Annotated in this window: 22 protein-coding genes; 8 read left to right on the top strand and 14 right to left on the bottom strand. The window is 45.5% G+C overall.

Features of this window, described 5'->3' with window-relative positions; genetic code table 11:
• Positions 1 to 41 precede the first annotated feature (41 nt).
• From OB236_RS35695 to OB236_RS35685, 3 genes are all read left to right on the top strand, one after another.
• Positions 42 to 791, top strand: coding sequence for an SDR family NAD(P)-dependent oxidoreductase (locus tag OB236_RS35695; protein WP_262688305.1), 750 nt, complete (start codon positions 42 to 44; stop codon positions 789 to 791).
• Positions 792 to 970: 179 nt separating this feature from the next.
• Complete coding sequence (locus OB236_RS35690) at positions 971 to 1,189, top strand: hypothetical protein (RefSeq protein ID WP_262688304.1); 219 nt, start codon at positions 971 to 973, stop codon at positions 1,187 to 1,189.
• Positions 1,190 to 1,424: 235 nt separating this feature from the next.
• Positions 1,425 to 2,609, top strand: coding sequence for a ParB/RepB/Spo0J family partition protein (locus tag OB236_RS35685; protein WP_262688303.1), 1,185 nt, complete (start codon positions 1,425 to 1,427; stop codon positions 2,607 to 2,609).
• A 101-nt stretch (positions 2,610 to 2,710) separates the two neighbouring features.
• Here OB236_RS35685 and OB236_RS35680 read toward each other — a convergent pair whose 3' ends face one another.
• Positions 2,711 to 3,466, bottom strand: coding sequence for an RNA polymerase sigma factor (locus tag OB236_RS35680; RefSeq protein ID WP_262688302.1), 756 nt, complete (start codon positions 3,464 to 3,466; stop codon positions 2,711 to 2,713).
• A 177-nt stretch (positions 3,467 to 3,643) separates the two neighbouring features.
• Between OB236_RS35680 and clpP the strand changes: the two genes are divergently transcribed.
• Positions 3,644 to 4,231 carry an ATP-dependent Clp endopeptidase proteolytic subunit ClpP gene (gene clpP / locus OB236_RS35675; protein WP_076234111.1) on the top strand — a complete coding sequence of 196 codons (588 nt, stop codon included), beginning with the start codon at positions 3,644 to 3,646 and terminating at the stop codon, positions 4,229 to 4,231.
• A gap of 147 nt (positions 4,232 to 4,378) precedes the next feature.
• Here clpP and OB236_RS35670 read toward each other — a convergent pair whose 3' ends face one another.
• From OB236_RS35670 to OB236_RS35660, 3 genes are read right to left on the bottom strand one after another with little or no spacing between them, the layout of a single operon-like run.
• Positions 4,379 to 5,050: a GNAT family N-acetyltransferase gene (locus OB236_RS35670; protein WP_262688301.1), complete on the bottom strand. Its 672-nt coding sequence runs from the start codon at positions 5,048 to 5,050 to the stop codon at positions 4,379 to 4,381.
• A 47-nt stretch (positions 5,051 to 5,097) separates the two neighbouring features.
• Positions 5,098 to 5,814: a GNAT family N-acetyltransferase gene (locus tag OB236_RS35665; protein ID WP_262688300.1), complete on the bottom strand. Its 717-nt coding sequence runs from the start codon at positions 5,812 to 5,814 to the stop codon at positions 5,098 to 5,100.
• Between the two features lie 25 nt (positions 5,815 to 5,839).
• A complete protein-coding gene (locus OB236_RS35660) occupies positions 5,840 to 6,697 on the bottom strand; it encodes a carbon-nitrogen hydrolase family protein (RefSeq protein WP_262688346.1) in 858 nt (285 codons plus the stop codon).
• A gap of 211 nt (positions 6,698 to 6,908) precedes the next feature.
• Here OB236_RS35660 and OB236_RS35655 point away from each other — a divergent pair, with 211 nt between their 5' ends.
• On the top strand, positions 6,909 to 7,595 hold the full coding sequence (locus tag OB236_RS35655; RefSeq protein ID WP_262688299.1) for a FadR/GntR family transcriptional regulator: 687 nt from the start codon (positions 6,909 to 6,911) through the stop codon (positions 7,593 to 7,595).
• The gene (locus OB236_RS35650; RefSeq protein ID WP_262688298.1) at positions 7,596 to 8,810 is read left to right on the top strand and encodes a CynX/NimT family MFS transporter; all 1,215 of its coding nucleotides are present in this window, start codon (positions 7,596 to 7,598) and stop codon (positions 8,808 to 8,810) included.
• 6 nt (positions 8,811 to 8,816) lie between these two features.
• On the opposite strand, the gene OB236_RS35645 is transcribed toward OB236_RS35650, so the two are convergent.
• Positions 8,817 to 9,749, bottom strand: a complete 933-nt coding sequence (locus tag OB236_RS35645; protein ID WP_262688297.1) for a tyrosine-type recombinase/integrase — start codon at positions 9,747 to 9,749, stop codon at positions 8,817 to 8,819.
• 143 nt (positions 9,750 to 9,892) lie between these two features.
• The gene (locus OB236_RS35640; protein WP_262688296.1) at positions 9,893 to 10,951 is read right to left on the bottom strand and encodes an MBL fold metallo-hydrolase; all 1,059 of its coding nucleotides are present in this window, start codon (positions 10,949 to 10,951) and stop codon (positions 9,893 to 9,895) included.
• Positions 10,952 to 11,261: 310 nt separating this feature from the next.
• Here OB236_RS35640 and OB236_RS35635 point away from each other — a divergent pair, with 310 nt between their 5' ends.
• The gene (locus OB236_RS35635; RefSeq protein WP_262688295.1) at positions 11,262 to 12,230 is read left to right on the top strand and encodes a carbohydrate deacetylase; all 969 of its coding nucleotides are present in this window, start codon (positions 11,262 to 11,264) and stop codon (positions 12,228 to 12,230) included.
• Between the two features lie 224 nt (positions 12,231 to 12,454).
• On the opposite strand, the gene OB236_RS35630 is transcribed toward OB236_RS35635, so the two are convergent.
• The 3 genes from OB236_RS35630 to OB236_RS35620 form a co-directional block, all read right to left on the bottom strand.
• Positions 12,455 to 13,321 carry an SDR family oxidoreductase gene (locus OB236_RS35630; protein ID WP_076234118.1) on the bottom strand — a complete coding sequence of 289 codons (867 nt, stop codon included), beginning with the start codon at positions 13,319 to 13,321 and terminating at the stop codon, positions 12,455 to 12,457.
• A complete protein-coding gene (locus OB236_RS35625; RefSeq protein ID WP_262688294.1) occupies positions 13,318 to 13,827 on the bottom strand; it encodes a hypothetical protein in 510 nt (169 codons plus the stop codon). The genes OB236_RS35630 and OB236_RS35625 overlap by 4 nt, the downstream gene beginning before the upstream one ends.
• A 113-nt stretch (positions 13,828 to 13,940) precedes the next feature.
• Positions 13,941 to 14,504, bottom strand: coding sequence for a MarR family winged helix-turn-helix transcriptional regulator (locus OB236_RS35620; RefSeq protein WP_262688293.1), 564 nt, complete (start codon positions 14,502 to 14,504; stop codon positions 13,941 to 13,943).
• Positions 14,505 to 14,689: 185 nt separating this feature from the next.
• Here OB236_RS35620 and OB236_RS35615 point away from each other — a divergent pair, with 185 nt between their 5' ends.
• Complete coding sequence (locus OB236_RS35615) at positions 14,690 to 15,679, top strand: aldo/keto reductase family protein (protein ID WP_262688292.1); 990 nt, start codon at positions 14,690 to 14,692, stop codon at positions 15,677 to 15,679.
• A gap of 2 nt (positions 15,680 to 15,681) precedes the next feature.
• On the opposite strand, the gene OB236_RS35610 is transcribed toward OB236_RS35615, so the two are convergent.
• The 5 genes from OB236_RS35610 to OB236_RS35590 all read right to left on the bottom strand — a co-directional run bounded on the left by OB236_RS35610 (position 15,682) and on the right by OB236_RS35590 (position 20,886).
• Entirely contained in the window at positions 15,682 to 16,593 is a 912-nt protein-coding gene (locus OB236_RS35610; protein ID WP_262688291.1) for a LysR substrate-binding domain-containing protein, read from the bottom strand.
• Between the two features lie 214 nt (positions 16,594 to 16,807).
• Positions 16,808 to 17,785: an aldo/keto reductase gene (locus tag OB236_RS35605; protein ID WP_262688290.1), complete on the bottom strand. Its 978-nt coding sequence runs from the start codon at positions 17,783 to 17,785 to the stop codon at positions 16,808 to 16,810.
• A 177-nt stretch (positions 17,786 to 17,962) separates the two neighbouring features.
• Positions 17,963 to 18,967 (bottom strand): glycoside hydrolase family 130 protein, encoded by a 1,005-nt coding sequence (locus OB236_RS35600; RefSeq protein WP_240420744.1) that lies wholly within the window; start codon positions 18,965 to 18,967, stop codon positions 17,963 to 17,965.
• Between the two features lie 38 nt (positions 18,968 to 19,005).
• Positions 19,006 to 19,827, bottom strand: a complete 822-nt coding sequence (locus tag OB236_RS35595; RefSeq protein ID WP_262688345.1) for a carbohydrate ABC transporter permease — start codon at positions 19,825 to 19,827, stop codon at positions 19,006 to 19,008.
• Between the two features lie 162 nt (positions 19,828 to 19,989).
• Entirely contained in the window at positions 19,990 to 20,886 is an 897-nt protein-coding gene (locus tag OB236_RS35590; RefSeq protein ID WP_076234124.1) for a carbohydrate ABC transporter permease, read from the bottom strand.
• Between the last annotated feature and the right edge of the window lie 59 nt (positions 20,887 to 20,945).

Genomic DNA, 20,945 nt, shown 5'->3' with positions numbered 1-20,945 from the left:
CTGAATGGTAAATAAATAATCGGACAAAGGTGGTAATAACAATGAATCTTCAAGGAAAAGTGGCAATCGTTACTGGTGGTGCTAGAGGTATCGGACGTGCAGCCTCCATTCTATTAGCATCACGGGGCGCAAAAGTGGTTGTGAATTATTTATCGAATATGGATGCTGCTGAAGAAGTAGTATCCCATATTCGAGTAAATAACGGTGAGGCTATTGCACTGCAAGCCGATGTTCGTGAACCGGACCAGGTGTTAAAGCTTGTCGCGGCGGCAAAGAAGTCTTTGGGACGCATCGATATATTGGTTTGCAATGCAAATATGTCTTTCCAAGCAAAGCCGTTTGCCGAGATGTCGTGGGAGGCATTCTCGCAAAAACTAAATGATGAATTAAAAGCCGCTTTTCAGATGACAAAAGCAGTTATCCCATTCATGATCGAGAAGCAGTTTGGACGTATTATTTATATTTCAAGCACGCTGGGTAAGGATCCTTCCCCTCATATGATCGCTCATGGTACGGCAAAGGGTGCACTTGATACGTTCTCTACATACATCGCACAGGAATTCGGTCCACAGGGCATTCATGCCAATGTAGTCGCACCTGGATTGGTGCAAACAGATGCAACCGCCTACCTGTCAGAACAAGAAAAAATGATGATTAGTAATTTCACGCCACTTGGCCGTGTAGCCGAACCTGAAGATATTGCAGGAGTTATCGCTTTTCTGGCAAGTGACGATGCTCGTTTTATGACAGGGACTTATACACCTGTTGCGGGTGGACTTTCGATGGGATAACAGAAATAACCCCAAATGCGGCTTATACAACATGCGCCGCTGATGGCAGTTTTTGAGGAAGACTACATAAGTTCCACTTGGTTCAGTCCAAATTCCCCTCAAAAATGCCTATGCTTATTGTTTCACTTCCCTCCAATATGTGTAATAAATAACATGTCAAATTAAGGAGGTTTTTATCGGTGGTAACTACTAACATTTCATTCCAGGAAAATTCGGTACCGGTATTTTTATTCGGGGCGGATTCACAAATAATTCCTTCTTTGCTATCTGCGCTGCAGAAGAATCGATTAACGATATCTAACCTGAAGGAGTCTTTAGTGCGTATCGACCTGTTCCGCTCCCAAGCACTGCTGTATTCCGCACAAGGTGACAAGTATTCGATACCTATTTTCCCTTAAAGCAAGAATGAGAACCTATCAGGTCTCGTACTTATCCATAGATGTAAGGAAAGGAATGGAGCCTCCGCTTCGTTCCTTTTTTGCTGCTGTGAGAGCTTATTTTTCCGACCTCGTTCGAGCCTTGGCAGGCAACCCATTTTCACAGCTCGAACCATGTTATATAATGGTAGGTATAACGCTAGCCCCCACCGGACTCACGAACCGGCGAATTAATTGAACGAATAGGAGTAATCGAATGGACATTGTGCAAATACCTACATATTTAATTGATGAAGATACGGATCAGCCCCGCTATCAATTTGACGAGGATTCCTTGCAGGAGCTGATGAACAGCATCGCAGAGCTTGGCCTTTTATCTCCAATCAAGGTAAGAACGACTAAAGATGGCCGATATAAAATTATTTATGGCAACCGCCGTTATAAAGCATGCAGTACCTTGGGTAAGCCCACCATCCCCTGCATTGTTTCGGATGTGACCGATGAACTGGAAATTTATCTGGAGCAGATCGCCGAGAATTTGACGCGGGAAGGCTTTTCACCAATTGAAGAGGCGGATGCCTTTAATAAGCTGCTTAAGGACCCGAAGTTCAGCAGTTCAACCAAATATCTTTCCAGTAAGCTGGGTAAGCCAGAAAGCTATATCAAGAACAAGTGTGACCTGCTTAAATTCAGCAATGCTGTCAAAAAGCTGATAGTAAGCGGAACGGAAATCAGGAAGGACAAGCTCACCGAGCTGCAGGTGCTGCCTCTCAAGGATTTACCGATTGAATACCGTGACTCCTTGGCACTGATGGTCGCCAGGGATGAGCTGTCAGTGAGTGATGTCAAGAAAATCGCCAAGCTGTTCAAGGATAGAGATATCTCCGACAATACTAAAGCGAAGCTGCTGTATAAATCCGGCTATGAGCTTATAGAAACGTGGTCCGTATTTGAACAAAATAGAGCGGAAAGATCGAAGCAAGCTGAGGCCAAAGCCGCGACGAAGGCCGATAAAGCGGATAAACGATCTCCCGAACAACCTCCAACCGAGGCTAATTCAGCCGCAGCGGCAAGCTTGACGGAACCCGCAAAAGGACTCAGTTCCGATCCCGAGCATCAATCGGGTAATGAATCCACGCATCAATCTACCGCACGCTTAGTAAGCGAGCCCGTTAAGGAAGCGGCATCAAATGTAGTGACAGAGGTTCTTATTGATAGTACACTGCAGCGATTACTTGCCACTCTTCCTTCCTACAGCGCGCTGTCTGATGAGGTGCTCCGTTCCTATGAGGATATTTATGACAACGATAAAGAAAGCTTTCATGCCAGCGTGAAGCTGCTTGTCGACAATCTGGAAAAACATCTGGAGCAATGGAAAAAAGTACAGAAGCTTACGCAGGACCAAGACCAAATAGCCGCAGCTGAAGCGATTAATCATTAAAAAGAGGCTGATTCCCCACCATGCTTTCGGGGAATCAGCCTCTTTGTGCTGTACACATGCCCAGCGGCTTCCAGAGCCTCCTATTTGCTTGCATACACTGATTATGCGGCCATCCTGACGCAATGTGAAGTGTGCGAAGGCAGCTTGGCATAACGCTTGGAGGCAGAAGTTTGTCTGGACTTAAGATGATTGCGAGCAATTCCAATTGCCACAGCAGGTTCAAGCTGATCCCGCTGAGCAAGTTCTACCAGCACCGCAATATCCCCCATTTGATAAGCCGCTACCAGCATCTGCAGCAATGCCTTGGAGCCCTCTTCTTCAGGTAAAACAAGTACATCTTGCTCCAGATCCGATCTGACAGCTTTCAATGATTGACGAGCTCGGTGAAGCGCCGCTTTGATCGCACCTTCTGTCGTTTGCAGCAACTGTGCCGCCTCTATGATCGAATAGCCAAGTACATCCCGCAATAAAAAAACCGTTCTTTGCAAGGCGGACATATGCTTGATGAGCGCCAGAAAAACAGTCTCCAATTCCATAGCAATACCATGATCCGGCATAATCGTCTGCCGCTGCTCCTGTTGGAGGATTAAGGACAGGCTGCTGTTTCTTCGCATTCGATCGATCCACGTGTTCTTTGCTATCCTCAGCATGTAAGCCTCTGGATTCGCATGTCCCGTCTCTTGAAGTACGCGTGTAGCTTTCAACCACGTATCCTGAGCCAAATCCTCTGCATCCCAACTGGACCCCGTAATCGACAAACAGTACCTTTTAACGGTCATCTGCAGTTCTGTCCAATTTGTACCTTTAGCCTCTTCTATTGTTGGTTCCTTGCTTTCTATGGTACCAGCTAAGATCATACAGCTCTCTCCTTTGCCTGGTTAATGACAATACATAGCTTCAATATGATAACGAATGAACCCTGAATAAGGATACGCAGCTTCTAAAAAAATTAACACCGTATCCTTTTCCTTATTGAATTCGTTTGCTGATGGAAAGCAGATAACCAAACCAATATTCATAATGGAGGTAAGCAAATGAACAACAATTATGTGCCTTATGTGGTGGAGCAAACCGGTCGCGGCGAACGTTCTTACGATATTTATTCAAGGCTGCTCAAGGACCGAATCGTATTTCTTGGCGCCGCAATTGATGACCAGATGGCCAATAGTATTACAGCTCAACTGCTATTTCTGGCTGCGGAGGATCCTGAGAAAGAAATTAGTCTCTATATTAACAGCCCTGGCGGTTCTACCTCAGCAGGATTTGCCATCTATGATACCATGCAGTTCGTGAAGCCTCCGGTACACACCATATGCACAGGTTTTGCAGCTTCATTCGCAGCCATTCTGCTGCTCGCAGGAGCCAAAGGCAAACGGTTTGCACTCCCGAACAGCGAGATCATGATTCATCAACCGCATGGTGGAACGCAAGGTCAAGCCAGTGATATTGCTATCAGTGCCAAGCGGATTATCGGTATTCGAGAACGATTAAACCGGATCACTTCCGAAAGAACCGGTCAGCCGCTTGAAAAGGTGGAAAAAGATATGGATCGCGATTACTTCATGTCCTCGGAAGAGGCACAGGAATATGGTATCATCGATCAAGTGGTGACCTCATTGTAACACAAATAACTCGAATTTTCGTTTCCCAACACACCAAGCCCGCCGCCCAGAATCGAAAACTCGGGCGACGGGCATATTTTTAAAATTCAATGAAAGTCTTAATGCAGCACCTTACAAATACATGCTCTTGGTGCCTCCACTACTGTTTTATAGAGGAAATAACGCTACCGTATCCCGCTGCTTCAAGCCTTCAATCATTTGCTGCCATTGTAACGGCTTATCAGGCAGGACCGAATAATAGCGTGTCAGAAACTGCACAATCAACGAGGCAGATACCTCCGTGCAGCTATCGTCGATCGGCATGAAGCATAAATCCAGCACTTCAACCGCTTCACCATTGTTCTCCCAGGAAGGATGTACATAATCCAATTCCAGTCGTTGGTAGCCCAAGTGAGAAAGGACCTCGCGGCGCACATACGGATCCATCGGCTTAATACCGCCAAATTCATGACCATCGATACGATAAGGATCGTAGATTTCAGCAAACATGCCGAGCATCGAACGACCGGATAACGCAGCCTGCTGCTGCAAATCAGCCATCCGTTTAGCTGCCATGAACCGTCCGATGCCAAGACCTGCTTGACCAATAATCGTGAAATCCGTCATGGCAACCTGCAGATCATCATAGTAGCGATATTCAGTCGCACCAACTACTGCACCCTTATGAACAGCTACAAATACACGAATGCCGGGATCCTCGAGCGGCTCCCTCCATAGTGAATACTCTAATACCTCCTCTGGCGGAAATACCTTTTTCATCAGCTCATGCATTAATAAAAAATTCGGGTCCTCGATACTTGTAATTCGTACAAAATCCATCCTCAACACTCCCTGCTATTGATGTAATTCATTACCACACATGTCTATCACTTACGTTTAAAAGGATTCTGCCACTCCATTAGCAGCCCGTAGTTGCAGGATTCCTCATCCTCCAAATAGTTCGCAACGATATCCACCGGAGTACGGCCGCAGCGCATCAAAAAACTGATAACCGGGTCCTTGCATTGTCCATCCATTATCGATTGCACATATTGCTGTACCGTCAGCTCACTGGCAACCTTATGATAACCCGGCATACGACCCCCACCGAGCAATCGGTCTAAACCCAACTGTACCGTAACCTCATACATCGATTGCATCAACCATTTGCCCAAACCAAGCTTGCGGCATTTTGGATGAATACAAATATCGACAATATATAACGTGCCGCCACTCGGAACATGAGTTCGTATATACCCGTTGTCTGTAACTTCTGCCCAACTGTGACCCGTCTGCTTCGTATGGGTATCTATTCGAAGACTCGTCATCGACCCGACAATCTCCCCTTCTACCTCCACACACAAAGCACCCTCGGGAAATCTGCTCACATGTTCGTTCAACTGCTCCTTGTTCCACCAAAGCTCTGACGGAAAAGGCGGAGGAAAGCTTTCCTGTTGAATATGAATCAACGCATCAAAATCTTCATACGAATAGTTTCGGATCAGCGCTCGCAGCGGCTTGTCACCATGATAAACAAATAACTCTTTGAAATAACGATCCTTGTGATGATCCGCTAATTCAGCTGTTTCCTTGCCCTCGCTCAATTCAAATGGCCTCCTTGTCTACGGTCTACGACCAATCCGTATACAGGTCGGTTCTGCGATCCCGCCATGTCGTCACCGAACCCCGTTCTCTCACTTCTGCAAGCAGCTGCAAATCCAGATCAGCAGTGATCACCATATCATCATTTAACTCGCCTTGAGCCATAATACCCCCAGGAGGAAAAGGTACATCATTAGGCGTCAATACCGCAGCCTGACCAAAATTGCTGCGCATAAAGTCAACCGTAGGTAGCGCACCTACAGTTCCCGTGGTAACAACATAAATCTGATTTTCGATCGTACGTGCGTGACATGTATACCGTACCCGATGATAGCCGTGACGGTCATACGTGCAAGACGGACAGAATAATACATCAGCGCCGCGAGCTCGGGCCATCCGAACAATTTCCGGAAATTCCACATCATAGCATACCAGAATAGCAATACGTCCTTTATCCGTATCAAATACCTGAAGCAAATCTCCTGCACCCATATTCCATTCCTTGATTTCCGCAGGTGTAATGTGCAGCTTGTTCTGTGTGGCGATACGTCCATCCGGATAAAATAAATAGGCCGTGTTATACAGCTTTCCCTGCTCAGAGGTAACATGTGTTCCCCCTATCAAATGCATGCCCGTTTTCATAGCCAGCCCCTTGAACAAGTCCACATATTCCTCAGTATAACCAGGCAGTGCTTCAATTGGCAGCGGTTGTCCGTTCTCGTCACCTATGGACATTAATTGGGTCGTGAACAGCTCGGGAAACAACACAAATTCCGACTCGTACTCCTCAGCTATGTGGACATAATGTTCTACTTGTTTGGCAAACTCTTCAAAACTATTAATGGTGTGCAGATGATACTGTACAGCGGATACCCTCATTTTCATCGTTTCTGATACCTCAATTTCTATGATTGACATATGAATAAGTTCCTAATAATTACGCTACTAATTGTAGTATTTTACCCCATTCGTGAACATTGTTCAATTGATTTTGTAATTAGTCATCGCGGTAATTTACTGTCTATGGGTTTTCAAAACAAATATAATATGTTAAGATACAATTCATCAAATCATCCTATGTTTGGAGGTTTTAAATTTGCTGCAAAAAACGACACGACTTACCCTTGTTGATCAAGTCATTATTCAAATTGAAGCCATGATTGAATCCGGAGTCTGGCCGCTTGGGACCAAAATTCCGCCGGAACCGGATCTGGTTCATGATCTGAATGTCAGCCGCAATACATTACGTGAAGGTATAAAAGCATTGTGTCATGCCGGGGTGCTAGTGACGAAGCAGGGTGATGGTACCTATGTATCTTCTAGCAGCACGCTTGGTGCGGCTATTCAACGACGTGTCCAAAAATCCGGCTTATTGGATACGCTGGAGGTTCGAAATGCTCTGGAGCAAGAAGCTGCCAAGCTATCAGCTGAAAGGCGTACTGATGAGGATTTAGCGAAAATCCGCTTCTATCAACAGGAATGCCAGACATTGTACAACCAACACGATTTGGAACGATATGTGGACGCGGATATGAAGCTGCATCAGACCATTGTTGAATCTACCGGTAATCGTATGCTGATTGACCTGTATGAGCATATTACGGAAGCGATTCAGGATTCAATTACCGTTATTTTAAAGAAGCAAGTCTCGGATAACCTGCCGCTGGATAAACACGATCAGCTGGTAGAAGCCATATTCGCGCAAGATCCCGATGCGGCGGCCAAGCAGGTACAGCAGTTTATTAAAGAAGTTAGACACTTCATCGAGCAGGAGGACCTATAAATGGAAGCTCAACCACGTACACTCCATGCTCAAGCGGCTTCAGCCTCTACCGGATGGCTGCTTTTACTTGGAATTATATTGATCGCGGCCAATTTACGCGCCCCGATCACTTCAGTAGGACCGTTGATTGGGACGATTCGACATGATTTGGGCTTATCGAATACATTAGCAGGCATGATCACGACACTTCCGTTAATTGCTTTTGCCTTATTGTCACCGCTGGCACCGAGGTTGGCTCGCCGGTTTGGCATGTCCCCTGTCTTGTTGGGATCATTAATTTTACTGGTTATTGGTATTGTTGTCCGTTCAGCATCAAATATCGGTTTACTCCTGCTCGGAACGGTTCTATTGGGCCTTGCCATATCCATTTGCAATGTACTGATGCCAAGTCTGATTAAAGAAAAGTACCCTTTACAAATTGGAGTCATGATCGGCGTTTATGCCGTTGCGATGAATCTTAGCGGTGCAATTGCTTCGGGAATCAGTGTTCCGATAGCTACTCATACGGGATTAGGCTGGGAGGGAGCATTGGGACTATGGGGTGTGTTAGCTGTTATAGCCATTCTTATCTGGATACCACAGCTAGGGCGTCAGCAGCATAAAGCACTTATTACGAAGTCGAGCGAAAAACGCACGAATGTATGGAAGTCAACACTCGCTTGGCAGGTGACGATCTATATGGGACTGCAGTCGATGCTTTTTTATGTCGTCATTTCCTGGCTGCCAGACATTTTGAAAAGCCAAGGGTTGAGCTCGGATTCCGCAGGCTGGGTGCTTTCCTTGATGCAGCTCGCAATACTTCCGCTTACCTTTATCGTACCCATCCTGGCTGGACGCATGAAAAATCAAATCGTGCTTACCGTTGCGACAGCATTGTGTTTTTTCATCGGTATTGGAGGACTACTTTCAGGGAATCACCTGGTTCTGCTGTGGTCGATCTTGATCGGGATCGGAGCGGGTTGTTCTTTCAGCTTGGCGATGACCTTTTTCGGACTGCGAACAGCCAATGCGCATGACGCAGCCGAGTTATCCGGTATGGCTCAATCAGTCGGTTATTTGTTAGCCGCGCTCGGCCCTACTCTATTCGGTTATCTGCATGATGTGACCAACGGATGGTACATGCCTCTGATCCTGCTGCTGGTCATTACGTTCTTACTGCTTATTTTCGGAATTGCCGCCAGTCGCAATCGAGTGATCGGAGCTCCCAAAGCATGATCGTGCTCAACCGCCAGTCCCTCTCAGCACAGATTTGGGCAGCTTAGGCACAACCCGATTCATCGCTTCCTGCTTTTGTTTGTCTCCCACATGCGTATAAATTTGTGTGGTTTGTATACTGGCATGCCCGAGCAGCTCTTGCAGAGTTCGTATATCTGTTCCTGCGATCACCTGCATAGTAGCAAAGGTATGCCTGAGCTTGTGGCTGGAGAATGACTTTCCTTGCAGCTCACTAAATTCGGTCTTCAATTGGGCAAAATTCGCTTCCGCGATTTTTTGGATCATACGGGTGGAAATGCGGCGGCCAAATTGGGATACGAAGAACGCCTGCTCGACTGTTTTTCTTGGATCAATTCGTTCGTTCAAGGCCATGATCAAAATTTGAACCAAGGATTCCGGCAGCGGAACGGATCTCCATTTGCGCCCTTTCCCATATACCTGCAGCATGTGCGAGGAACGGTTAAAATCTGCTATATTCAATCGATGCAGTTCACTTACTCGTAAACCCGCATAACTCATCAGCAAAAACATTGCGACATTCCGAATCTGGTATTTCCCTTCGATCGATTCCAAAAAAGCGGACAGCACGTGCTCATCTAAATATGAAGGCAGTGAGTTTCTCTCGACCTTTGATTTTTTTAAATGCAGCGCCGGATTGTTGTCCGCATATTTATGCTCAATTAATGCATTGAAAAAAGTTCGAATCGAGGATAGATAACGATTACGTGTCGAATCCCCTGCTCCTCCCTGACGCATCTGCGTGAGAAACCGCATCACATCCAAAGCTTCCAGCTTACCCAGTGATTTAGGAGCAACTGCAGCCAAAAATAATCGGACGTCACCCAGATAAGCTTTTTGCGTTTGAGCGGTAAATCCTTGGTCCTTCATCCAAATATCAAACAGCTCCAGGAGCTCTTCATCGGGGTACATACGGTCCATACCAATTATCTCCGTTCGTTTAAAGTGTAATTACGCTAAATATCAATTTAGCGTAATTTTTTTGGTGAAAAAAACACTGCAAAATCTACGTTTTGCAGCAGGTAAAGCTCACATTTTGTATACGAATGTCGAGTGTATGGATGCTATATGTATGATTTCCACCAAATAGCAGTTGGATACTGTGAAGCATTTACGTTAACCGCTTCACCGATTCTTGGTGTGGCAATCGCTACTCCTCGTTCTTTGGCCGCCTGGATCACACGTTCAATCGGATCCGTCCAATCATGGAAGGCCAGCTTGAAAGCTCCCCAATGGATCGGAATCATCACTTTACCTTGCACATCGAGCTGTGCCTGAACGGTTTGTTCTGGCAGCATATGTATAGCTGGCCATCTCTCATCATACTGACCGCATTCCAACATTGTCAAGTGAAAAGGTCCATAGGTATCCCCTATCTTTTTGAAATGGGGTCCGTAACCACTGTCTCCACTGAAAAACAGCTTATGCTCCGAACTGGCAATAACCCACGAACACCATAAGGTCGAGTTATTGTCCAATAAGTATCTTCCAGAAAAATGAATCGCTGGGGTACATACGAGCTTCAAGCCAGCGACTTCCGTTTCTTCCCACCAGTTGAATTCATGGATTTTACTCCGATCGACACCCCATCTTGCCAAATGTCTTCCTACTCCACGAGGCGTATAAAAGCTGCCAACCTTATGCTTCAACTTTTGGATGGAGCCGTAATCCAGATGGTCATAATGATCATGTGACAGTAGGACAGCATCAATCGGTGGAAGCTGGTCAATATCGATCGGAAGCTGCTTACTGTACCTCTGATTACCAAACCAGGGAAATGGCGTAGGTGCTTTACCGAACATAGGGTCCAGCAGCAATGTCTTGCCATCGATTTCAATGAGAAAAGCCGAATGTCCAAACCAGACAACTCGTGTCCCCGATTCCTGACTTCGTCCAAGATCAGCAGGAAATATCGAGATAGGCTGGCTTGGCTTACTATTCGGATTTCCTCTGATAAAATCCTTCAGGATGGACAGGGTTGTTCCCGGTATCGTGTTAGATCCAATATCCACCTCATTGACAACCTTATCCCCAGACCACTTTGCTCCGAAAGCAGGATAATAACGTAAAAACAATAACAATGATAAGATAGTTACTCCAAGTATAATAGCTACAATCTGCATCCTCTATCTCCTATTCGTCAAATTCGTCGCAATCAAGAATATGGTAGCACAGTCCGTTTTAAAGTACAATTTTGCTCGCTGGGTACGACTGTCGGCAAAAATACGAATCCGTTTGGAAACCAACCAAACCTACGGTGCAAAATGGACAGTCAAGTAGGTTGATACCCTTCCCTGATAGTAGCGTAATACATAGCATAATAAATACGAAACCGAGCTTGTAGGCTCTGAATGCCTGCTTCAGGAATTGCAAAATAATCAATTAATCAGATAAATCATTAATACTATTAATTATATGGAGGGAGGGTTCGTTGTGACAAAATATCTCATTATCAATGCAGATGACTTTGGACTTTCCCAAAGTATCAATCAAGGTATTATCGAAGCCTATCATGCGGGTACAGTATCCAGTACAACCTTAATGTGCAACATGCCTGGGTTCCATGATGCCGTTACCCTTGCGAAGAAAACACCCTCATTGGGAGTTGGTTTACATTTTAATCTAACCTATGGTAAACCGCTTGCTAATCAACAAAAGGTTTCTTCTCTAGTTAATCCTAAAGGTGTTTTTTCGAAGGATAGAAGTAAATGGACTGAAGCGCATATCATTACCGAATTGGAAGTTCAATTTAAACGATTCATTGCCAGTGGTTTATATCCTACCCATCTGGACTCCCATCATCATATCCATATCGATTCGGAGCTCGTGTATCGCGCTTTGAAAGACCTTTCAATTCGTCTGCAAATTCCGATGCGTCTCCATCCATTGATCATAGAAGACAGACAAATCTTTCGCAGCTCGGATTACTTGATTCTCGATACTTACGATACAGATGACGGTGTTGACCGTTTAATCGGCTATCTGGATCATCTTCCTGATGGTATCACTGAGCTGATGTGTCACCCTGGCTATGTGGACGATGATGTCAGAGCGTATTCAGTATGGACGGATGGGAGAGCTAAGGAGCTGCATGTTTTTACGAATCAACGAATTGTCGAGAAGCTGTCAGAGCTGGATATTCAATTGGTAAACTTCGGTTTCATCCCAGAACCAGAAAAGCCCGAGTGTTCAGAGCCGTTTGAGCAAACTTTAGTTGAAGTTATACCTCAACCTATACCTCAATCCATACCTAAACGTAAAACAAAAAAGAAGATGGTAAACCGAAGAAAGAAACGTGGCATTCGCGTGTTGAATAAAGTTAAAGTAATGAAGCTCAAGAAGAAAATCATCCTAAAAAAGAAGAAACGATACACGAAGCTAAGCAGCAAAAAAGTCAGCTGATGATACAGATTCCTTCTAATATGTGCACCTGTTGTAAAAACAAGTCTTTGAGCTAATCGCATACTGGCTGTTACATCTGCTGGTTTGATATAGGGAAAAGGAAACGAATGCCCTACATTTTCATAAGCCAAAGGACTGTAGTTACCCCCAAAAGGAAGAAGATTAGATAATTTCCTTGTTGGGGGTAATTTAAATTCCTGACTTGATGCCTTGAGGCGGAACCCCTACCGGAAATTTTCTACATACTCATACAGAAAAGCGTCTAGTCTGCGTGCATCTCTACCGAGCAAGCGCTTTACAGTGTCCGTAGGCTTTTCCGGTATTACCGTAGACATGGTTTGAATTTCCACAACGTGGTTCGCTAGCCAAGGAGGCATATGTCCGTGTTCGATCAGATTGCTGAGTAGTACTTGTGGGTCCAAGTTGATGTAGCTTATCGGCCGATTAAGCAGGGTAGATAGTTGACCGGCGATCTGGGAATAGCTAAAAATCTCCGAACCCGTAAGCGTATATATTTGGCCTGATACTTCGCGATTGGTTAGAACTTCTGCAGCTACATCTGCGATATCGCGACAGTCAATGAAGTTACAGAGAGAATCTCCCATGGATCCGAAGAAAACATTTTGGGTTGTGATCGTTGGTGCAAAGCGCAGTAAGTTTTGCATGAACGCATAGGGGCGCAGCACAGTGTGGGTTAGGCCCGATTCACACAAGGTTTTCTCGATTTCGTAATGCCAGCCCGCCACTGCCACTGGAGAGGTCTTCTCAAAGGCAGGACTGGATATTTTGACGATGTGTTCGATTCCAGATTCGGAAGCAATCTGGATGATCGAAGTCTCCAATTCGATTTGTCTTGGACTGTTTGACATGGCAAGGAAGAGCTGGCTAGCTCCTGCAAACGCCTGGCGCAGCGATTCGGGGTCGGAAGCATCGGCCGATGCGACCTCGATTGTCGATCGGCCTTTATCCCCGATCAGATCACGCAACTTCTCAGGCTCTCTGCTCAGCGCTCTGGCGGGCACACCAAGATCTATCAAACGTTTCAAAAGCGCACTACCTATCGTACCTGTTGCTCCAATAATAACTATCATTTTTTATCTTCTCCTTTGGATGAACAATTTGTTGTGACGGCAAGACGCCATCGCCATGTTACTATCGTGCTGGCAATCACTCCGGATAACGGGAAATCGATCCAGACACGATCGACCCAGGTCAAGTTTTCCATCGGAATAATAATCCCCAGTAAATTAGTTGTCGTCCAAGCGGCGAATAGGCCAAATGCTGCCCCCATCAACGCAAACATCCCAACCACAACCAAGTGAGGTGTGCAGTTGATCCACCGTACATGGCCTCCCCGGCTGCGTAACCAAAGGCCAAGCATCAAGGCTATGAAGGCTGACATTCCGCCGATTGTGGTCAAGGCCCCTATTTGGAGTCCTTTGTCGGCAGTGACCAATCCCCCGATGCCCGCCATAATGGCAGGAGATGCATAAGCCATTACAACCTCACGCCACAGTACAAAAGTCTTTGCGCCAGAACCAGCTGTCTTGATGTCGTAAAGACCTTCTGTATTACTCGGGTATTCTGTCTTGTTCATTCAGTTACATCCATCCTTTCTTCTTTTAAAATGTTCAGCAATTGCTGTTAGCTCTATATAATTAGGAGGCTAACTATATAAGAGTGAAAATGGGCTAGCTTCACTAGCCCGTTCTACTCCTTACTGATATTTTCCTTTGGTTCGTCTGGTTCGTCCGTAAGCGCTGAAATGCCTTGTGTAACTCGGCCGAGCAGGTCCAGAAATACACTGCGTTCCGCTATACTGAGTAAGCTCACCATAGCTTCCAGCCGTGCAAAATGCTCGCGAGCCATTTCGCGGAGCTTCTTCGCTCCTTGCTCTGTCAATTTGACCGCTTTCTGACGGCCATCGACTGAACTTGATCGCCGGGAAACGAGGCCATCTCGCTCCAGTGTGTCGATAAGACCGGTCACTGTAGCACGTGTAACACCTAGATGCTCTGCCAATTGCGAGGGCAACACTTCTCCTTCGTTATCTTCAAGATCAGCTAGTAAACGATACCGCCCTGTTGATAAACCGAATCTGGCGAAATGAATCTCCGAAGCATGTCCAAGCTTGGCTCCCGCTGCCATCAACCTAGACGCGACGAGCACAGCCTGTGCGTCTATATCTAGATTATAGCGATCAATCTGACGCTTGGATTGTACAAGCGAGGGAATAGCGTTAATGTCATTTGTTACTTTATTATCATTGTTCATACACATAGTATGGCACCTAATTACTTTTGTGTCAACACATGTTTGTAGCACAGCTTTAAACTTGTATACCTTTTGATTCATTTAATAGTAATTCATTTATCGAATTAATAACGCGACTTTTATATATTTTTAATATTGAAAGGCACTTGTAATAATGTGATTTATGTTGAAGGGAGGAATTAAGAATGAATTATCGGAAGCTTGGCAAAAGCGGCTTATGGGTAAGCGAGATCGCATTGGGAAACTGGATAACTCATGGCGCACAAGTAGATGATACCACGGCGCAAGCATGTGTACACGCTGCTCTGGACTGCGGGATTACGACTTTTGATACGGCTGATGTCTATTCGGAAACGAGAGCGGAATCGGTATTAGGTGTGTCTTTAAAGGGGATACGTCGTGAAGGGATCGAGCTGTGCACGAAGGTGTTTCATCCAACAGGCAGCGGACATAACGATAAAGGATTATCTCGTAAACATATTATCGAGGCTTGCCATGCTTCGCTTCAACGATTGCAAACGGATTATATCGATGTTTATTATGCACACCGGTTTGATGCGACCACACCACTTGAAGAAACTTTTTTGGCCTTATCCGATTTGGTGCGGCAGGGAAAGGTTCTGTATGTCGGGGTCAGTGAATGGTCTGCAGAACAGATCAAGCTTGGAGCGGCTTTGGCCAAGGAGCTCAAGGTTCCCTTCATTGCAAGTCAACCTCAATATTCCATGCTATGGCGTGTTATTGAAGCCGAAGTGATTCCCGCATGTGTGCGTGAAGGCATCGGTCAGGTGGTCTGGTCCCCTCTGGCACAAGGTATTCTTTCCGGTAAATATGCACCAGACAAGCCACTACCGGATGGCTCCCGCGCTTCTACCACAGCGGGTTCACCATTCTTCGAACGTTTGGCCGGACAGTGGCTGCGTAAAGAAGTCCTGCAGGCTGTTGAGCGAATCCGACCGATTGCCGAAGAATGCGGGTTAACGCTGCCACAGCTTGCGATTGCCTGGGTGCTACAAAACCCGCAAGTATCCTCAGCTATTATTGGCGCCTCCAAGCCCGAGCAGGTCAAGGAAAATGTAAAAGCTGCTGGTGTCTCTCTTGATCCTGAGGTCATGAGGCAAATAAATCACATTTTAAATAACGTTGTTGAGTTTGATCCCAGCAAAACCGGATAAGATCATACGGTGCTCACAAGTTTACTTGTGTGACTATCAGCCATTTCTTCTACCACTTGCAAAAAATGAGCCGGAACGGTTTCACTATTAGCTGTTTTCCAGGCTGCATAGAGAGGGACCGGCGGTGTGTCTTCGTTAAATGATCGGAATACGACACCACTGCGTTGGAAGACACAAACCGATGAGGGTACAATTGAAATGCCGATACCGGCAGCGACCAGATTTACAATGGTATACATTTGAACAGCTTCCTGTACGATATTAGGCTGAAATCCATGCTGCTCGCATACCTCCATGATGAGATCATGAAAAGAAGCCCCCATATGATGCGGAGACATAATAAAAGGTTCATTCGCTACAGAAGATAAGGAAAGAGTTGGATGTATCGCTAATGGATGCATTTCGGGTAATACGGCAACGAGTGATTCGTTAGTGCAGAGTCGAGAGGTAATACTTGGGGACGGGTCTGCCCAACGAAGGAAACCTACATGAATTTTTCCATCATGTAATGCTTTCAGTTGTTGGGCAGATGTCATTTCGGTTAGAGTAAGCTGCACATCAGGATAATGTTCCCGGAATTTCTTGACAACGTTGACCATCATACCGCCAGCTGCCGAATCTACAAATGCTATAGACAACTGTCCCACTTTCCCCTGACTCGCAAGCTGTGTTATTTTAATAGATCGCTCCAATTGAGCAACAATATTTCTGGATTCTTCCAAAAATATCGCCCCTGCTGACGTAAGTTGAACTTGTCTCTTGGTTCGCTCAAAGAGCTTCACTCCGAGATCTTCTTCAAGACCTTGAATTTGTTGGCTCAAGGGTGGTTGGGTTATGTTCAATTTTTGTGCAGCACGGTTGAAATGCAGTTCTTCTGCCACTGCTATAAAATAACGCAGTTTTTTCAAATCCATAGATACGATTTCCCTTCTTGCTTGATAAGGAGATGATGTCCCCTACTGCCATCGTACCTTATGAGGTTACTCTCAGCAAATTTTTATTAACTAATCGGTTAGGTGTCCCTTGAAAATCAAAAACAGAGTCTACACAGTATGTCGTGTAAGACTCCTTGGATGAATACCATATTGCTGGATAACGAACCATTAACGGTAATTGGTTAACATGAATTCACCATGCGTAAGCTTCAGGCGCAGGCTTGCCGGGGCCGGGAAAAATTTGATTGAGCTCGACCATCGTGTCCTCAGTCAATACGATGTCCACAGCTCTAAGGGCATTTTCAAGCTGCTCCTGAGTTCTTGGACCAATGATCGGCGCAGTTAATGCTGGATTCGCCAGAATCCATGCCAAGCCCACATTCGATTCGCTTTCTCCTAGCTCCGCACAAAGTGCTGCATAACGCTCCAATTGCGTCCGTTTAGCCTCTATCGCATTGCTTTCGTGGGATGATCTGGAGCCTTTCTGCGGATTAAGCGCATTTCCGCCAAGCAGGCCTCCTGCAAGCGGACTCCATGCCACAACCCCGATACCGTGATGCTGTGCCGACGGTAATACCTCAAGCTCCGGTTCTCTACATAATAAGCTGTATTTATGCTGCTCAGAAACCAGACCGAGAATGTGCCGTGCCTTAGCTTCGGCTTGCGCCAATGCAAGATGCCAACCTGCAAAGTTACTGGAGCCGATATAATCGACGGTTCCTTGTTGAACCAACGATTGAAACACTTCCCACAGCTCATCCCATGTAGCATTGCGTTCTATATGATGCATTTGATACAGCTCAATATGATCGGTCTGAAGCCTTTTTAAAGAGCCTGCCAGATGCCGACGAATTTTATAGGCAGACAATCCGCTCTCTGTATTGGGTCCATCGTTCGGGTCTTCCATATTGCCGTACACTTTGGTGGCCAGAACAACGCGTTCACGCCTACTGCCACCCTGGGCGAACCATCGGCCGATGATTTCTTCTGTGAATCCGCGTTTCTCGCCGCCGTATCCATTCGCCGTATCAAAAAAGTTGACTCCCGCGTCCAGTGCAGCATCCATAATACGAAACGCTTCTTTCTCTTCCGTGTTTTGACCGAAATTCATTGTACCCAAGCAAAGTCTACTTACTTTTAAACCCGTCCGTCCCAAATTTACATATTTCACTTTTTTGCCGCCTCAAATTCGTATTTTACAATAATTTAGACAATACCCATTAATTAGATATGTATCTTGATTTATTACCCTTATCATCCAGATTCTAAACACCTTAATCGAAAAATAGGAGAAAGGCGAATGATAAGCATTCTCCTTCTCCTCTTCTATAGCTTTTCCCTTGTAACTCTAGCGTGGCGACAGACATAATTGAAGCAGATCATCGACATGCGCGGTAGCCAGACAGACCACAGTATCGGCCGCACCATAATAAATCTTTACCTCACCGGTATCTTCAAGAATCATACCACCGGGGAAAATGACATTATTGCGGAAGCCGCCTTCGACCTCATAGCTGGCTTCCGGTGCAAGCAGCGGCTCCTTGTACATACCGAGGATTTTCCGGGGATTGTTGAGATCAAGCAGCATGATACCAGCACAATATCTTTTTTTCCAGGTCGGCTCCCAGCCATTTTTCCCTCTTGTCGTGTCAAGATCGACCGAATGGAACGTAGTCAGCCACCCTTTATCAGTTTTGATCGGAGGTGCAGCAGGTCCTGTCTTATCATTAGCGAAAGCAACATCCTCTACAGCCAGCAGCAAATCGGAATTTCCCCAATATTTTAAATCCGGAGACTCCGAAATCCAGGTGTCAAAGCGGTCGACCCCACCCCTGCTGTATACGGTAAATGGCCTTTCCAAACGAACATATTTATCATTGATTTTCTCAGGAAACAGCACCATATTACGCAGATCGGGAGTTGATAAGCTTAAGATTTCAAAGTTTACAAAATCATCGGTTACAGCGATACCGCCTCGAATTCCATGCTCGGTATCCACTGCAAAGCACATGTAGCAGCGGCCATCAATAACTGTAAGGCGCGGATCATAGGCACGTATGATTTCTTGATCACGCAGTTTAAAGCAAGGCTTCGGTCCGACCTCCCAATGAATCCCGTCATCACTATAAGCTATCCCAAGATCTGTAGTAGAAGCAGGTTCAATCGTTTGCTCACTTATAGAGCCGTAATCATTGCGGAAAATCATCACGTATTTGCCATTGAACTTCGTCACTCCGGCATTAAACACAAGTGCGGTTGGATACGGAACACGTGCAGCATCGAGAATCGGATTAGCCGGGTGACGATGAATGAGCTTGCTGGACGTTAAAATGCTGGATTGAGTATTGGACATAAGTGGGTACCTCCATATGGGAATTATTGTAGGTAACATTAACCTTTAAGCGAGCCTGATGTCATTTGCATAAAGGACTTGTTAGCAAAGATATAGACAACCAGGATAGGAAGAATCGACAGACAAGCGCCAGCCATCATAAAGTGGGTTTGTGAGGCTGCGGCTACTCCGTATTTTAAATTCGCCAAACCTACGGTTAATGTTTGCAGGTTGGGTTTGCTCATCGTAAAGACCAAGGGCAATAAATATTCATTCCAAGCGGCTCGGAAAGTAAATAGAGCACATACAGCAAGACCCGGTCTCATCAAAGGCAAAATCACCCTCCAATAGGTGCCACCCAGGGAACAACCGTCGATTGTGGCAGCTTCATCCAATTCTCGCGGTATTCCATTCATAAAGCTGAGCAGAATAAAAAAGATATACGCATGCGCACTAATCAAAATAAGTACAACTGCCCAAAGCGATGTGTGTAAATTCAAGCTAATCATCAATTCAAATTGCGGTCTCAATACAACTGCACCCACGGAAACAAATAAGGTGCCTCCTTGTATGGCAATGTACAGCTTTTTACCCGGAAACCCCAAACGGTCAATGACATACGCAGCCATCGAAGCAACAATGAGCGTACCGACGGTTGTGCTAATACTGACAAACAAACTGTTCCAGGTGAAGGTGGAGAAATTCGCCTGCTTCCAGGCTTGCACATAATTTTCGAACATCCAATTCGAAGGGAATATAGTGGCCCCTGTAGTCAATTCCAGATTGGTTTTGAAGGAACCGAGGATCGCGATTAATACAGGAAATATCGTTAGGAATGCAATAGCCAGCAAAAAAATCCATAAAATGATTTGCCCAAGCATGCGGGACAATGTGGATGGGTTAACGGTCGTATTCGGCCTGACAGCTGCCTGCATGTTCATGATTGGACCTCCTAAAAGTTTTCGTTAGAAAACTAACTTCGTAAGCATATGCTTTGTTTTCGTTAGAAAACTGACTTCGTAAGCATTATCTTTGTTTTCGTATCAGAAATTTTTATTAACACGTTTGGACGTATAGAAGTAAGCGAGCGTAATCACGCCGACGATCAGAGCTGTCACGAAACCGACGGCACTGCCATAGCCGATATCCTGTATGGCCTGAGCCTCACCCACAACAGGGAAGAACAGCTTATACACATACAAATACATTACTTCCGTTTTCCCTATCGGTCCCCCGCCGGTTAAGACCATGATACTTTCATAACCTTTAAGGGCATTAATTATCGCCAGCATAATAATAATTTGCAGAACAGGTCCAAGCATCGGGATGGTGATATACCAGAACTGTTGAATTTTATTAGCGCCGTCCAATGCCGAGCTTTCGTAAATATCATGGGGAATATTTTGCAGACCGGCCAGAAATAGCAGCATATAATTGCCGATAGCTCCCCACACAGCAACAAGAATAATCGTCAGCAGTGCATAGTCGGGACCGAGCCATTCGATATTTTTCGCAATGATCTGGTACTTCATGAGAAATTGATTCAGAATACCATTATAGGAATTAAAGATCGCAAAAAATACGACTGCCATAACAGCAGAGCTAATAATCGTAGGCATAAAATAAATCGCTCGCAGGAAATGCCTGCCCCGTAATCCCCTGTTAAGTACAACTGCCAGAATCAGAGCCAGAGGAAGCGACAGCAGCACCTTCCCACCTGCAAAAATAAATGTGGTGACAACTGAATCCCAAAACTGCGTATCTCCCATAATTTGTGAAAAGTTATCGAAACCGATAAATCTTTCATTGCCATAACCTTTATAATCGTAGAACATATATCTCATTGCCCAGCCAATCGGATACAATCCCAATACCACAGTCAGAATAAAGCTTGGCATCAAAAAACTATAGGCAAACCCGTACTTCCCTGCTTTATTCATGAAAATATCAACTCCTATAGCATAAATTCGGATAGAGAAGGATGGGGTGAGAACCCCAT

Source organism: Paenibacillus baimaensis, assembly GCF_025567575.1.
The sequence above is the reverse complement of the archived record's forward strand: the minus strand, read 5'-3'. Positions and strand labels throughout refer to the sequence as shown.